At 40.5% G+C, this 16,262-nt stretch carries 14 protein-coding genes, 1 tRNA gene and 1 other annotated feature; all 15 genes read right to left on the bottom strand.

Translation table 11 applies throughout. From position 1 onward, the window contains the following. Nucleotides 1-5: 5 nt before the first annotated feature. On the bottom strand, nucleotides 6-2,075 hold the full coding sequence (gene fusA / locus QME45_00875) for an elongation factor G (GenBank protein ID MDI6617213.1): 2,070 nt from the start codon (nucleotides 2,073-2,075) through the stop codon (nucleotides 6-8). 111 nt (nucleotides 2,076-2,186) lie between these two features. Then, complete coding sequence (gene rpsG / locus QME45_00880) at nucleotides 2,187-2,657, bottom strand: 30S ribosomal protein S7 (protein ID MDI6617214.1); 471 nt, start codon at nucleotides 2,655-2,657, stop codon at nucleotides 2,187-2,189. 148 nt (nucleotides 2,658-2,805) lie between these two features. After that, on the bottom strand, nucleotides 2,806-3,180 hold the full coding sequence (gene rpsL / locus QME45_00885; GenBank protein ID MDI6617215.1) for a 30S ribosomal protein S12: 375 nt from the start codon (nucleotides 3,178-3,180) through the stop codon (nucleotides 2,806-2,808). A gap of 21 nt (nucleotides 3,181-3,201) precedes the next feature. Next, complete coding sequence (locus QME45_00890) at nucleotides 3,202-3,444, bottom strand: ribosomal L7Ae/L30e/S12e/Gadd45 family protein (GenBank protein MDI6617216.1); 243 nt, start codon at nucleotides 3,442-3,444, stop codon at nucleotides 3,202-3,204. 185 nt (nucleotides 3,445-3,629) lie between these two features. Beyond that, on the bottom strand, nucleotides 3,630-7,154 hold the full coding sequence (gene rpoC / locus QME45_00895; GenBank protein ID MDI6617217.1) for a DNA-directed RNA polymerase subunit beta': 3,525 nt from the start codon (nucleotides 7,152-7,154) through the stop codon (nucleotides 3,630-3,632). Nucleotides 7,155-7,178: 24 nt separating this feature from the next. After that, on the bottom strand, nucleotides 7,179-10,961 hold the full coding sequence (locus tag QME45_00900; protein MDI6617218.1) for a DNA-directed RNA polymerase subunit beta: 3,783 nt from the start codon (nucleotides 10,959-10,961) through the stop codon (nucleotides 7,179-7,181). Nucleotides 10,962-11,301: 340 nt separating this feature from the next. Continuing rightward, a complete protein-coding gene (gene rplL, locus QME45_00905) occupies nucleotides 11,302-11,667 on the bottom strand; it encodes a 50S ribosomal protein L7/L12 (protein MDI6617219.1) in 366 nt (121 codons plus the stop codon). A 19-nt stretch (nucleotides 11,668-11,686) separates the two neighbouring features. Beyond that, nucleotides 11,687-12,187: a 50S ribosomal protein L10 gene (rplJ, locus tag QME45_00910; protein ID MDI6617220.1), complete on the bottom strand. Its 501-nt coding sequence runs from the start codon at nucleotides 12,185-12,187 to the stop codon at nucleotides 11,687-11,689. 29 nt (nucleotides 12,188-12,216) lie between these two features. Continuing rightward, nucleotides 12,217-12,338, bottom strand: a sequence feature (ribosomal protein L10 leader region). A gap of 17 nt (nucleotides 12,339-12,355) precedes the next feature. Further along, the gene (gene rplA / locus QME45_00915; GenBank protein MDI6617221.1) at nucleotides 12,356-13,051 is read right to left on the bottom strand and encodes a 50S ribosomal protein L1; all 696 of its coding nucleotides are present in this window, start codon (nucleotides 13,049-13,051) and stop codon (nucleotides 12,356-12,358) included. A 53-nt stretch (nucleotides 13,052-13,104) separates the two neighbouring features. Next, complete coding sequence (gene rplK / locus QME45_00920) at nucleotides 13,105-13,530, bottom strand: 50S ribosomal protein L11 (GenBank protein MDI6617222.1); 426 nt, start codon at nucleotides 13,528-13,530, stop codon at nucleotides 13,105-13,107. Between the two features lie 36 nt (nucleotides 13,531-13,566). Continuing rightward, nucleotides 13,567-14,094, bottom strand: a complete 528-nt coding sequence (gene nusG / locus QME45_00925; protein ID MDI6617223.1) for a transcription termination/antitermination protein NusG — start codon at nucleotides 14,092-14,094, stop codon at nucleotides 13,567-13,569. Nucleotides 14,095-14,111: 17 nt separating this feature from the next. Continuing rightward, complete coding sequence (gene secE / locus QME45_00930; GenBank protein ID MDI6617224.1) at nucleotides 14,112-14,372, bottom strand: preprotein translocase subunit SecE; 261 nt, start codon at nucleotides 14,370-14,372, stop codon at nucleotides 14,112-14,114. Nucleotides 14,373-14,432: 60 nt separating this feature from the next. Beyond that, entirely contained in the window at nucleotides 14,433-14,582 is a 150-nt protein-coding gene (rpmG, locus tag QME45_00935) for a 50S ribosomal protein L33 (GenBank protein MDI6617225.1), read from the bottom strand. Between the two features lie 201 nt (nucleotides 14,583-14,783). After that, a complete protein-coding gene (gene tuf, locus QME45_00940; GenBank protein MDI6617226.1) occupies nucleotides 14,784-15,980 on the bottom strand; it encodes an elongation factor Tu in 1,197 nt (398 codons plus the stop codon). A 205-nt stretch (nucleotides 15,981-16,185) separates the two neighbouring features. After that, nucleotides 16,186-16,261, bottom strand: a tRNA-Thr gene (locus QME45_00945). Nucleotide 16,262 lies beyond the last annotated feature (1 nt).

Here is a 16,262-nt window from a genome sequence, read left to right on the forward strand (position 1 = left end):
TTAGTCTATTTATCGCCGACAATTTTATCTGCGATATTTTTCGGCACTTCTTCGTAATGATCGAATTCCATAGAATAAATCCCTCTGCCCTGAGTTCTGGATCTCAATGCAGTAGCATATCCAAACATCTCAGCAAGAGGAACAAAACCTCTTATAATCTGAGCTCCTGCTCGTGACTCCATACCTTCTATTCTGCCTCTTCTTGAATTCAAATCGCCGATAACATCGCCCATATATTCTTCAGGCACCGTTACTTCAACTTTCATTATAGGCTCTACAAGCACAGGATCCGCTTTTCGCATTCCTTCTTTAAATGCCATGGATCCAGCTATCTTAAATGCCATTTCCGACGAGTCTACTTCATGGAATGATCCATCGACAAGTGAAGCTTTTACATCGATTACGGGATATCCGGCAATTATTCCACTTTCCATTGCACTTTGAATACCATTGTCAACTGCAGGAATATATTCTTTAGGAATCACACCGCCGACTATCTTATTTTCGAATTCATAGCCTGCTCCCCTATCCTTGGGTTCCAGTTCCAGCCAAACATGGCCGTATTGTCCATGTCCGCCCGTCTGCCTTATAAACTTTCCTTCAACTTTAACATGCTTTCTGATAGTCTCTTTATATGCAACCTGGGGCTTACCTACATTCGCCTCTACCTTAAATTCTCTCATCAATCTATCTACAATTATCTCCAAATGTAGTTCTCCCATACCCGCAATTATTGTCTGCCCTGTTTCTTTATCGGTATATGTTTTGAACGTCGGATCTTCCTCTGCCAGTTTAGACAAGGCAATGCCCATCTTTTCCTGGTCTGCTTTAGTCTTTGGCTCTATCGCAACCCTGATAACGGGTTCAGGAAATTCCATCGATTCAAGCAGTATCGGTTTTTCCTCGGAACATAATGTGTCGCCGGTAGTCGTCTCTTTCAGTCCTACAGCAGCAACAATATCTCCCGTCCTTACCTCAGTTATATCCTCTCTATGGTTTGCATGCATCCTGAGTATGCGTCCCAATCTCTCTCTCTTATTCTTTGTGGAATTGTAAATATAAGAACCCGCCTGTACAGCACCGGAATATACTCTAAAATATGCAAGTTTACCAACATACGGATCCGACACAATCTTGAATGCCAGAGCTGAGAACGGTTCGTCATCATCAGCCGGAATATCTACTTCCTCCTGAGTATCCGGATCGATTCCCTTTACAGGTGGTATATCGACAGGCGAAGGTAAATAATATATAATCGCATCCAGTAAAGGCTGGACTCCTTTATTTCTATAAGCTGAACCGCATAGAACGGGTGACATCTTACCGTTTATCGTAGCATATCTTATAGCCTTCCTTATTTCATCTTCCGTAATTTCTTCACCATCAAGATATTTCTCCATGATGTCTTCATCAAAATCAGAGACGGCCTCTAAAAGCTTATTTCTATATTCCTTCGCAATAGCTTTTAAATCATCAGGTATTGCAGTTTCTTCACTTTTGGTTCCAAGGTCGTCAATATATATAATCGCATCGTTTCTTATTAAATCAACTACACCCTTAAATGTATCTTCCTTCCCTATAGGGATCTGTACCGGAACCGCATTTGCATGAAGCCTATCCTTCATCATCTTTACAGCATTAAAGAAATCGGCTCCCATTATATCCATTTTATTTACAAATGAAATACGCGGCACATCATACTTATCGGCCTGACGCCATACTGTTTCAGATTGAGGTTCGACCCCGCCTTTAGCACAGAAGACTGCCACTGAACCATCGAGAACACGAAGTGATCTTTCTACTTCAACTGTGAAGTCTACGTGCCCCGGCGTGTCTATAATGTTTATATTATAACCTTTCCAATGGGCTGTTGTAGCTGCCGAAGTTATGGTTATCCCACGCTCCTGCTCCTCCGCCATCCAGTCCATGGTAGCCGTTCCATCATGCACCTCACCCATTTTATGAGTCTTTCCGGTATAAAAAAGAATCCTTTCTGTTGTTGTAGTTTTTCCTGCATCTATATGAGCCATTATCCCTATATTTCTAACTTTATTTAATGGAATCTGCCTAGGCACAGTATTCCTCCTTCCTAGCTTTAATCGCCGTTATAGTTCTCAAAAGTCCAACAAAAGCTATTAGCCTTCGCACAAAAATAGTGCAATTCATACGACTTAAATTGAGTATTTTTACCATCTGTAATGTGCAAATGCCTTGTTAGCTTCAGCCATCTTATGAGTTTCTTCCCTTTTCTTAACCGCATTTCCGGTATTGTTTGAAGCATCTATAATCTCAGATGCCAATTTATTTCTCATGTATTTATCCCCGCGTTTTCTTGCAGCATCAAGCAACCACCTGATACCAAGCGTCTGCTTTCTATCCGGTCTTACTTCTATCGGGACCTGATAAGTAGCGCCCCCTATACGTCTTGCCTTTACCTCAAGTATAGGCATAACATTATTCATTGCTGCTTCAAAAACTTCAATAGGCTCTTTTCCCGTTTTTTCCTTTACGATGTCAAAAGCACCATAACATACTTTTTGGGCAACACCCTTCTTCCCGTCCTTCATAATGTTATTTATCAATTTCGAAACAACTTTATTATTATAGACAGGATCAGGCAATACATCTCTCTTTGAAACAAATCCTTTTCTTGGCACTTGTCTTCCCTCCTTAATATTAATTTTACATCATCGGTACTCGGCATTATCTGCCGCCAGTGCTCTGTACATCCGCAAAATATAATATATATATAAACTTGCTCCGCACAAAAGCACCTCTATATCATAACACCCTGGTTATGATATGCTATTTCTTAGGTTTTTTTGCACCATACTTGGATCTACCCTGCTTTCTGTCTGCGACTCCGGCTGTATCCAGAGTGCCTCTTACGATATGATACCTTATTCCAGGAAGATCCTTTACCCTTCCGCCTCTTATCAATACGACGGAGTGTTCCTGAAGATTATGCCCTATTCCAGGTATATAACAGGTCCCTTCAATACCATTCGTAAGCCTTACTCTTGCTACCTTTCTTAATGCAGAATTTGGCTTTTTGGGAGTCATGGTTTTTACAACTGTACATACGCCTCTTTTTTGAGGGCATTCTTTAAGTGCGGGAGCAGTAGCTTTTTTAGTCACTTTTTTCCTACCTCTTCTAACTAACTGATTAATTGTCGGCATTTGCACACCTCCTTTCAAATGTTATTCCCTTATCAATGCTGCCGTAGCAGCACCGATATCGATGCCACATAAACTGCCCAGTTCTTTCATTGTCTTAACGTGTATCATTTCTATATTATTTTGTTTGCATAACTCCTCCACCGGTTTTGTCACTCTATCTTCGGCATCCTCTGCTATGTAAACAATTTTTGCATTGCCCTGTTTTATTATCTTTGCCGTCTGCTTAACGCCTACAACTTTTTTCCCCTGTAATTTCATACTCATCAATCCTCCCTTCCTTAATATAATATAAACTAATTTTCATATATACCAAAGAAAAACTATCCGGGATTGAAGATATACCTTATAACAGCAAAACCTTCCTTACGGGAGGTTTTGCTGTTATATTACAAAAAATCACACATTGTGTATTTTAGCATCATATACAGCATATGTCAATATCAAAAATGTTACTTTTGAATATCTTGTGCTGGATTATCTTCTGCGGGATGAACATTGATTGCCCTGTATCTTGACATTCCGGTACCTGCTGGTATCAGTTTTCCGATTATTACATTTTCTTTTAGCCCTATTAGGGGATCAATCTTTCCCTTGATTGCCGCATCTGTTAGAACTCTCGTCGTTTCCTGGAATGATGCCGCGGAAAGGAAAGAATCCGTGGCTAAAGAGGCCTTTGTTATCCCAAGAAGAGCAATTTTGCCCGTCGCCTTTTTCAGTCCAAGGGATTCAACCCTCTTATTCTCATCCTCGAATTCAAATATATCGACTAATCCTCCGGAAAGCAAATCAGTATCACCCGGATCATCAACTTTTACTTTTCTCATCATATTTCTTATGATAATCTCAACATGTTTATCATTTATCTCAACACCTTGAAGTCTGTATACCTTCTGGACTTCCGTAAGAAGATAAGCTCTTACAGCATCAACGCCCTTAATAGAGAGTATGTCATGAGGATTTACCGAGCCTTCAGTCAATTCATCTCCTGCTTGAACTACAGAACCATCCGATACCTTAAGCCTTGAACCATAAGGTATCGTATATGTTTTTGACTCCCCATTATCGTTGGTTACTATAACTTCCCTTTTCTTCTTTGTTTCATTTATCTTAACTGTTCCCGGAATTTCCGTAATCGTTGCAAGTCCCTTTGGCTTCCTTGCCTCAAATAACTCCTCAACCCTTGGAAGACCTTGCGTTATATCAGCACCTGCAACTCCTCCGGTATGGAACGTTCTCATCGTAAGCTGTGTGCCGGGCTCGCCTATGGCCTGAGCTGCGACTATACCTACGGCCTCGCCTATATTTACCTTCCCTCCTGTAGCTAAGTCTGCGCCATAACATTTTGCACAGATACCATAACGGCACCTGCAGGTTGTTACGCTCCTTATATATGCCTTCTCCACTCCTGCCTTTACAACTTTACCAGCCAGAGCTTCTGTGACAAATTCATTTCTTGGAATAATAACCTCTCCGGTATTTGGATCAACTATATCCGCTGCAGTATACCTTCCTATAATCCTATCTCTAAAACTTTCGATTATCTCATTGCCTTCCTTGATATCCTCTACCCATTCACCCTGGTCTGTTCCGCAGTCTTCTTCCCTTATAATGACATCCTGGCTTATATCTACAAGCCTTCTTGTAAGGTATCCTGAATCCGCCGTCCTTAGTGCGGTATCTGCAAGTCCCTTTCTTGCGCCATGCGTAGAAATAAAGTATTCCAGCACGTTCAGGCCTTCACGGAAGCTGGCTCTGATTGGAAGTTCTATTATCTTCCCTGATGGGTTCGCCATCAGCCCACGCATTCCGCAGAGCTGCCTTATCTGATTCTTCGAACCTCTGGCCCCTGAATTTGCCATCATATATATAGGATTGAACTGATCAAGGTTGTGCATCAATGCACTAGTAATTTTATCCGTTGTTTCTGTCCACTCGGAAATAACCTTTTCGTATCTTTCTTCTCCCGATATAAGCCCTCTTCTAAACATTTTTTCTATTTTATCTATATCGGCATCGGTCTGTGACAATAATTTTGTCTTTTCCTCAGGTATAATCATATCTGAAACTGAAACCGTACAAGCTCCAATAGTCGAATAGTGATAACCTGCGGCCTTAACTTTATCCAGCATTATAGCTGTATTTGTAGGCCCATGGGCCTTATAACATTTGTCAATAATCCTGCCGAGGGCTTTCTTATCAACTAAAAAGTCTATTTCCAGCTTGCAAATGTTATCCTCTATGCTTCTATCTATAAATCCCAAGTCCTGCGGTATTGCTTCATTGAATATTATTTTTCCCGGAGTCGTATCTATAATATTTGAATATTTTTTACCGTTATACTCTTTTACCATTCTAACTTTTATTGCAGCATGCAGCCCTATTTGTTTTACGCTATAAGCCATGATAGCTTCATCAGAATTTGAAAATATTCTGCCTTCACCGGGTTCACCTTTCCTATCTATAGTAAGATAATAAGAACCCAGTACCATATCCTGTGTTGGAACAACAACAGGCTTTCCATCCTGAGGCTTTAATATATTATTCGCCGCAAGCATTAGAAATCTGGCTTCAGCCTGAGCTTCGACAGACAACGGAACATGGACGGCCATCTGGTCTCCATCAAAATCCGCATTGTACGCAGTGCATGCGAGGGGATGAAGCTTTATGGCTCTTCCTTCGACTAAAACCGGCTGAAACGCCTGAATCCCAAGCCTGTGAAGTGTAGGTGCACGGTTTAAAAGTACCGGATGATCCTTTATTACTTCTTCCAGCACATCCCATACCTCTGATTTTACTCTTTCAACCATCCTTTTTGCACTTTTTATGTTATGCGCATATCCCTCTTCCACAAGTTTCTTCATTACAAAAGGTTTAAACAATTCAAGCGCCATTTCCTTGGGAAGTCCGCATTGATACATCTTTAACTCAGGACCCACAACTATTACTGAACGGCCTGAATAGTCAACACGTTTTCCAAGAAGGTTCTGCCTGAATCTGCCTTGCTTTCCTTTCAGCATATCCGATAGAGATTTTAGCGGCCTGTTTCCAGGACCCGTTACAGGTCTCCCTCTTCTGCCGTTATCTATCAGGGCATCCACAGCCTCCTGCAGCATTCTTTTTTCGTTCCTGACAATTATATCAGGCGCCTGCAGATCCAAAAGCCTCTTCAATCTATTATTTCTGTTTATAACCCTTCTGTAAAGATCATTCAGATCCGATGTAGCAAACCTTCCTCCATCAAGCTGCACCATAGGCCTCAAATCAGGAGGTATTACGGGTACTACATCAAGTATCATCCATTCAGGCCTGTTGCCTGATTTTCTGAAAGCTTCGACAACCTCTAATCTTTTTATAGTCCTGACCCTTTTCTGACCGGAATTTGTCTTCAGATCGCCTCGAAGCTCCTTGGACAATTTATCAAGATCTATCTCTTTCAAAAGCGTTTTTATAGACTCTGCACCCATACCTGCAGTAAAGCTGTTTGCTCCATATTTTTCCTGGGATTCTCTGTAATCTTTGTCAGTCAATATCTGTTTTTTCATAAGCGGAGTAGTTCCAGGATCAATAACCACATATGCAGCAAAATATAAAACCTTTTCCAATGCTCTTGGAGACATATCCAGCATAAGCCCCATTCTGGACGGTATGCCTTTAAAATACCATATATGCGAAACCGGAGCGGCAAGTTCAATATGCCCCATTCTTTCACGCCTTACCTTGGATTTTGTTACTTCAACTCCGCACCTATCGCATACGATACCCTTATATCTAATTCTTTTATATTTACCGCAATGACACTCCCAGTCCTTCGTTGGACCAAATATCCTTTCACAGAAAAGACCGTCTTTTTCAGGTTTTAATGTCCTATAATTTATCGTTTCAGGTTTTTTTACCTCACCTTTTGACCATTCCCTGATCTTTTCAGGAGAGGCAAGGCCTATTTGCATAGAATCAAAAAAATTTAGTTCATACAATGGGAAGTCCTCCCTTCATCCTTGTTATTTGTCATCATCAAGATTATCATTTAAATCATTATCTTCATAATTGTCATCCGAATCCGGTCCCGGATTATCATCAGTATGGGGAGTTCCGTCTTCCTCAATCACTCCCGGGATATTAAAGTCATCGATATTTAAATCAAAATCTTCGTCCTCGTCTTCATTGTCTTCGGATTCAGGCTCACCGCCTCCTGTAGTATTATCTTCGGAAGGAACATAATCTTCCCTTCCCTCGATATTTACATCAAGATCATCGGTATCGTCATCGATTGATTCTTTAATGGCAATTTCCTTTTTATCATCTGATAAAACCTTTACATCCAGACAGAGCGACTGAAGCTCTTTAATCAATACCTTGAATGACTCAGGCACCCCAGGCTCAGGAATGTTTTCACCTTTTACTATAGCTTCATAAGTCTTAACACGGCCGACCACATCGTCCGATTTAACCGTCAGTATTTCCTGCAGCGTATGGGCTGCGCCATAAGCTTCAAGAGCCCATACCTCCATTTCACCGAACCTTTGCCCTCCAAATTGGGCTTTACCACCTAACGGCTGCTGGGTTACGAGTGAATACGGACCGGTTGACCTTGCATGTATCTTGTCGTCAACAAGATGTGCAAGCTTTAATATATACATATAACCTACAGTTATCGGATTGTCAAAAATTTCACCTGTTCTGCCATCACGAAGTATGATTTTACCATTTTTATTTAGCCCTGACTTTTCAAGAAGCTGAATAATATCTTTCTCATTGGCACCATCAAATACCGGCGTTGCAACATGCCATCCTAATTTTGCAGCCGCATACCCTAAGTGAACTTCAAGTACCTGACCTATATTCATACGTGACGGAACACCAAGAGGATTCAAAACAATTTGAAGAGGCCTTCCGTCCGGTAAAAAAGGCATATCTTCTTCAGGAAGCACTCTTGAAATAACACCCTTGTTGCCATGTCTGCCTGCCATTTTGTCGCCTACTGATATTTTCCTTTTCTGGGCTATATAACATCTTACAAGTTCGTTAACACCTGGCGGCAATTCATCTCCGTTTTCTCTGGTGAATACCTTGACATCGACTATTATCCCGGCCTCGCCGTGAGGAACCCTGAGAGATGTATCCCTGACTTCTCTTGCCTTTTCGCCGAATATTGCGCGAAGCAGCCTCTCCTCAGCCGTAAGTTCCGTTTCACCTTTTGGAGTAACTTTACCAACTAATATATCTCCTGCTCTTACCTCGGCTCCTATTCTTATAATTCCCCTGTCATCCAGATCCTTTAATGCTTCATCGCCAACATTCGGAATATCTCTTGTTATTTCCTCAGGACCGAGTTTTGTATCCCTGGCTTCAGCCTCGTACTCCTCTATATGGATCGAGGTAAATACATCCTTTTTAACTAACTCTTCGGAGATCAGCATAGCGTCTTCATAATTGTAACCTTCCCAGGTCATAAAACCCATAAGTATATTCTTTCCCAGAGCTATTTCACCCATATCTGTAGAAGGGCCATCCGCTACGACATCGCCTTTTTTAACAACCTGTCCCCTATCTACAATAGGCCTTTGGTTTATTGTAGTACCTTGATTTGAACGTTTGAATTTCAATAATTTATACACATCGATTCCGCCATCGGAATCTCTTTTTATTTTTATTTCATCTGCGCTTACCTTAACGACCACTCCGTCGTTTTTGGCAAGAGGTATAATCCCTGAGTCTCTTGCAGCCCTGTATTCAATACCGGTTCCAACAAGTGGCGCCGATGTTTTGATAAGTGGCACAGCCTGACGCTGCATATTTGAACCCATAAGTGCACGGTTCGCATCGTCATTTTCAAGGAAAGGTATCATCGCTGTGGCAACAGACACAACCTGCTTTGGCGAAACATCCATGAGATCAACTTCTGTATTCGGTACAACAATTATATCTTCTTTCGACCTTGCAGTAACTCTTTTATCGACGAACCTTCCTTCCTCATCGAGGGGCTCATTGGCCTGTGCAATTACATATTCATCTTCCTCATCAGCCGTTAGATAAACCACATCATTTGTAACAATACCCCTGGATTTATCGACTTTTCTATAAGGTGCCTCGATAAATCCGTATTCATTAACCCTGGCATAAGTTGAAAGAGAACCTATAAGACCGATATTAGGTCCTTCAGGAGTCTCTATCGGGCACATGCGGCCATAATGGGAGTGATGGACATCCCTCACTTCAAAACCTGCCCTTTCTCTCGATAGTCCGCCGGGTCCCAGTGCGGAAAGCCTTCTCTTATGAGTAAGCTCTGAAAGGGGGTTGGTCTGATCCATAAATTGCGACAACTGGGAACTTCCGAAAAACTCCTTAATCGCCGCTGCGACAGGCCTTATATTGACAAGAGCCTGAGGAGTTACAACATCCAGATCTTGAATAGTCATTCTTTCTTTGACTACCCTCTCCATCCTTGACAAACCTATCCTAAACTGATTCTGCAAAAGCTCTCCAACGGATCTTAACCTTCTGTTACCAAGATGGTCGATATCATCTGTAAGCCCTATTCCAAACTGCAAACCCAGATTATAATTTATAGATGCAAAGATATCGGATTTTATAATATGCTTTGGCACTAATTCGCCCATCCTTGATTTTACAGCACTTCTAAAATCATCTTCCGATGATGAAGATTCCAATATTTCTTTAAGAACAGGATAATATACCATTTCTTTGATGTTGAGATCGTCTATTCTGTATTTAATATTCTGTTTATGTACATCGACAAAATGGTTTCCTGTTACTTTTATTTTTTTGCCATCTACAAGCACAAATACATCGTTTATGCCTGCATTCTGTATTTTCATTGCAGTTTCTCTGTCTATCTTTTTATCTGCATCAGCAATTATCTCGCCAGTATTCGGATCGACGACATCCTCAGCGGCAATATGACCCATTATTCTTGAATATAATGCCAATTTTTTATTGAATTTATACCTTCCTACCTTTGAAAGGTCATATCTTCTGGGATCAAAAAACAGCGAATCGAGAAGCGACATCGAACTTTCAACGGTTGGTGGCTCCCCAGGTCTTAACCTTTTATAAACTTCAACTAAACCCTCATCTTTTGTTTTGGTATTATCTTTTTCAATCGTCGCTTTAAGTCTTTCATCTTCCCCGAACATCTGGAATATTTCTGCATCTGTGCCAATACCCAGTGCCCTTATAAATACAGTTATAGGAAGTTTTCTTGTCCTGTCAATACGAACCGACAATACATCATTTGAATCGGTTTCGTATTCAAGCCAGGCACCGCGGTTCGGGATCAATGTGGCCGAATAAAGATTCTTGCCTGATTTATCGACGCTTTCCGCATAATACACACCAGGTGATCTGACGAGCTGGCTTACTATAACTCTTTCTGCTCCGTTTATGATAAACGTACCTTGTTCGGTCATTAAAGGGAAATCACCCATAAACACTTCCTGCTCTTTAACTTCGCCGGTTTCTTTATTTATAAGCCTTACTTTTACTTTTAGCGGTGCAGCATAAGTAGTATCTCTTTCTTTGCATTCCTCAACTGAATATTTTATATTATCCATGTCAAGGGAATAATCAATAAACTCAAGTACAAGGTTACCTGTATAATCCTGTATGGGATTAACATCATCAAATACTTCTTTCAAACCCTCATCCAAGAACCATTTATAGGAATTCAGCTGAACTTCAATTAAATTGGGCATATCCAGCACTTCATGAATCTTGGAAAAACTCATTCGCGTCCTTCTGCCTACCTGAACAGGATGTATCATTAATATTCACCCCTTATTAAAAATGTCCAAAAGCATAAAAATATCGGGAATTACACTTTTGGGGGAAATTAACTTTTTTTACGTTATCTATATAATATTCCCAAAAATTATCAAAAATATTCCATAAAATTTACTGTAAATGAGTAAAATACCCTATTATGTATCCTATTCTATTATTCAATGCAATTAATAATAATAACATAATGCAATACCAGTGTCAACATAAAAAGGAAAATTTATATATATGAAAAGTGCATTTTTGTTTGATATAATATTATCGAATCGAAATGTGCTTAAATTAAGAACCCTCTTTAGTTTTTTAAAGAGGGTTCTTAACATATTATTTTAATTCAACTGTTGCTCCGACATCAGTCAGTTTCTTCTGGATCTCTTCAGCTTCCTCTTTTGCTACTCCTTCTTTTACCGCCTTGGGAGCTGCATCAACGAGGTCCTTTGCCTGTTTTAATCCAAGTCCTGTTATTTCCCTTACAGTCTTAATAACCTTAATCTTTTGATCTCCTATAGCTGTAAGTACAACATCAAACTCTGTCTTCTCTTCAGCTGGTGCTGCCGCCGCTCCTCCTGGAGCCGCTGCCACCGGCGCTGCCGCGCTGACACCGAATTCCTCCTCAGCAGCTTTTACTAAATCATTTAACTCCAATACAGTCATTCCTTTTATTGCTTCTATAATTTCCTGAACTGTCATTTATTTTACACCTCCGAATTTATTCATTATTTTGTGCTTCTTTTTGCTCTTTAATTGCATTTACGAGATAAGCGAATTTTGATAATGGTGCTTTGAAACTGCCAAGGAGTTTTGCTATTAATACTTCCCTTGGCGGTATAGCTGCAAGCTCATTGACCTTATCCGCATCATATATCTTCCCCTTGACTATGGCACCCTTTATCTCCATTTTTTTATGCTCTTTTATAAAATTTCTTAATACCCTGGCAGGCTCTATGAGATCATCATATCCAAAAGCGAAAGATGTGGGTCCCGATAAAAATTTATTTATATCAGGAGCTCCGGCTTCTTTTGCGGCAATGGATGTCAAAGTATTTTTAAGTACCTTGTATTCAACTCCTGCTTCTCTGAATTTACGCCTCAGTTCAGTATCCTCTTGAACCGTCAGCCCTCTGTAATCTGCAAATACTACTGTTTGGGCTTTGTCAAACTTTTCCTTGATATTCTGGACTACAGCCTTTTTTTCCTCTTTTACTGCCATTTTTCCGTCCACCTCCTTATAACGACCACAGCATATTATAAAAACCTCTCCCGAGAAAGGAAGAGGCCTAATATTCTACCTGAATTCCAACCTCGGCAGGCATGTTTAAGCTTACAGCACCTGCTGTCTGCGGTCATTTATGTGATTTTTCATAAAAAATATCTGTATCTATTCAAGCACTCTTGCAGGATTAACCTTAATCCCCGGTCCCATTGTACTTGATAATACAACACTCCTCAAATACTGTCCCTTTGAAGAAGCGGGTTTCGCCTTGATAATAGCTTCCATCAAAGCTTTGAAATTTTCATGGAGTTTATCCTTTCCAAAGGATTTTTTTCCGATCGGAACATGGATAATGCTCGTTTTGTCTACCCTGTACTCAACTTTACCGGCTTTAATATCCGATAACGCTTTTGTTATATCAAATGTAACGGTTCCCGATTTTGGATTCGGCATAAGTCCTTTCGGGCCTAATATCCTCCCCAGTCTTCCGACGACGCTCATCATATCCGGGGTAGCAACAACAACATCAAAGTCGAACCAATTTTCCTTTTGAATTTTCTGTGCAAGCTCCTCGGCACCTACATAATCGGCACCGGCATCCTGTGCTTCTTTTGCTTTTTCACCCTTTGCAAATACTAACACTCTAACAACTTTACCTGTTCCATGTGGAAGGACAACTGTCCCCCTTACTTGCTGATCAGCATGCCTCGGATCCACTCCAAGCCTTGCTGCAAGTTCAATCGTTTCGTCAAACTTAGCCTTTGAAGTTTTTTCGATAAGATCTATAGCTTCATCTGGCGAATATAACACTGCTTTATCGATAAGTTTTACACTATCCTGGTAATTCTTACCCCTTTTCATGATATATACCTCCTTGTGGTATTGACGGCCTAAGCCTCCCACCTATATGACTTTTATTTTTCCACTTCTACGCCCATGCTTCTTGCTGTTCCGGCTACCATACTCATAGCAGCTTCTACTGTTGCAGCATTAAGATCGGGCATTTTCATCTGTGCAATTTCCTTTAATTTTTCCTTGGATAATTTTGCAACTTTTGTTTTATTGGGAACTCCGGAGCCGCTTTCGATTCCGCATGCTCTTTTAATCAGAACTGCCGCCGGCGGAGTCTTTAATATGAAGCTGAAAGATCTGTCAGCGAAAATCGTGATCACCACGGGAATTATCAGTCCTGCCTGATTTGCAGTCTTAGCATTAAATTCCTTGCAAAAGCCCATGATATTAACGCCATGCTGTCCAAGAGCCGGACCTACCGGTGGTGCAGGAGTTGCCTTGCCTGCTGGAATCTGAAGTTTCACCATCCCAACTACCTTTTTAGCCATTTAACTTACACCTCCTTAACAAATAACCCGAAAAAGCTATTCAATTTTTTGAACCTGTTCAAAGTCAAACTCTACAAGAGTATCTCGGCCGAACATATTTACATATGCCTTTACTTTTTTCTTTTCATTATTAATTTCCTTAACCAGCGCTACAAAATTCTCAAATGGTCCGGAAACTACTTTGACATTTTCGCCTACGGTCACATCAATCGTTGTAAGCGGCTGAGATATTCCCATTGAACGCACTTCTGCTTCCGATAAAGGTACAGGTTTTGAACCGGGTCCTACAAATCCCGTTACTCCCCTCGTATTCCTGACCACATACCAGGAATCATCATTCATTACCATCTTTACGAGAACATACCCGGGATACGTTTTCCTTTGTACAGCCCTTTTTTTACCATTTTTGATTTCAACGGTCTCCTCTACAGGCACCTGTACATCCTTAATTAAATCATGAATATTCCTATTTTCTACAGTTTTTTCGAGATTTGCCTTTACTTTATTCTCATAACCTGAATAAGTATGAACTACATACCACTTTTCGTTTCCGTTTCCATCCATATTAATAATCCCTCTTACTATTTTATTGCATTAATAAAATAATTCAAACTGCGACCAAATATCGAATCAAGCAACAATACGAATAATGTTAATATTATTACCGTCGATATTACAACCTCTGTAGATTTATAAACGTCCTTTTTCTCAGGCCATGTTATCCTCTTCATCTCATTTTTGCTGTCAACAATGAAGTTCCATATGCTTTTTAACCATCTTACCGGGGCAGCCTTTCTATGTTGTTTTTCCCCAGACCTGGTATTATTAGCTTCAAAAGCCATAATATTTCACATCCTCATAATATATAATTTAATACCAAAATTATATATTGTTTCTCAGGTTTACTTTGTTTCTTTGTGAAGTGTATGCTTCCTGCAGAATCTGCAGTATTTGTTCAACTCCAGCCTATCGGGATCGTTCTTTTTATTCTTTGTAGTATTGTAATTTCTTTGTTTGCATTCCGAACATGCTAATGTTATTTTAACTCTCACCGCCAGCACCTCCTAGGTATTGTCTATCCACTATAGAAAATTTTATTCAAATGTATAAAAATTTCACCGAAAGCACAATACGTCAATACTACATTATTTTAACTGAAAACAATAAAAAAATCAACAAAAATTTAATTTTTACCGCAAAGTATGTAAAGATAAAAAAAGAAGGTCAAACCTTCTTTTTTATATTCAGTCTAACTATTTATCAAGGATTTCGGAAACGACTCCCGCTCCAACCGTATGTCCGCCTTCACGGATAGCAAACCTTAATCCTTCTTCCATAGCTATGGGTGTGATCAGTTCAACTTCCATCGTGATATGATCTCCAGGCATAACCATCTCTACTCCTTCAGGTAACTTTATCGTGCCTGTAACATCTGTTGTCCTGAAATAAAACTGCGGCCTGTATCCGTTAAAAAATGGGGTGTGTCTTCCTCCCTCTTCTTTCTTAAGCACATATACCTGGCCTTTGTAATGCATGTGCGGATGAACTGTACCCGGCTTTGCCAGTACCTGACCTCTTTCTATCTGCTCCCTGTCAATGCCTCTCAGCAAAGCTCCGATATTGTCCCCTGCCTGCGCCTGGTCCAAAGTCTTCCTGAACATCTCAACCCCTGTTACAACTGACTTTAGCTTCTCACTCTTCAGTCCTACTACCTCTACTTCGTCGCCGACTTTTAATGTCCCTCTCTCAACTCTTCCTGTTGCTACTGTCCCACGTCCTGTAATTGTAAATACATCCTCTACTGGCATCAGGAACGGCTTGTCGGTTTCCCTCTTCGGCGTCGGTATATATGAATCTATTGCATCCAATAAATCATATATGGGTTTCGTCCATTTCGGATCATCCGGGTTCTCCAACGCTTTTAATGCTGAACCTACGATTATCGGTGTCTTATCCCCTGGAAAACCATATTCATTCAGCAAATCCCTTACTTCCATCTCCACTAGTTCGATAAGCTCCGGATCATCTACCATATCCGATTTGTTAAGAAATACTATGATGTATGGTACTCCAACCTGCCTCGCTAAAAGTATGTGCTCCCTTGTCTGCGGCATGGGTCCATCTGCTGCTGATACCACAAGTATCGCACCATCCATTTGTGCCGCTCCGGTAATCATGTTCTTTATATAATCTGCATGTCCCGGGCAGTCAACATGGGCGTAGTGCCTTTTATCAGTCTCATACTCAACATGAGCCGTGTTTATTGTTATTCCTCTTGCTTTTTCCTCAGGGGCCTTATCGATTTCGTCATATTTTGTTGCCTGTGCTCTACCCGATTTTGCTAAAACATAAGTTATAGCAGCTGTCAAAGTAGTCTTACCATGATCAACGTGGCCTATTGTCCCAATATTGACATGAGGCTTAGTCCTTTCATAATGTGCCTTTGCCATACCTTAATTCCTCCTTATAAGGTTGGGGGACACTATAAAATAATATTAATTGAACACTCACTCATCCGGCTGAAATACTTATTCTGCAATATCAGAGTATCCATAAATATGTGGTAGTGTCCTGCCTGCATTATAAATATTAGATTTTATATGAAACTATTATGTTTCATCAGTAAACAATAAATGCAACCACGCTTTATTCGTGTGGAGCTCATGACCGGGATTGAACCGGTGACCTCGTCCTTACCAAGGACGCACTCTGCCAACTGAGCTACATGAGCG

This window comes from Clostridiales bacterium, from assembly GCA_030016385.1.
Classification (GTDB): domain Bacteria; phylum Bacillota; class Clostridia; order Clostridiales; family Oxobacteraceae; genus JASEJN01.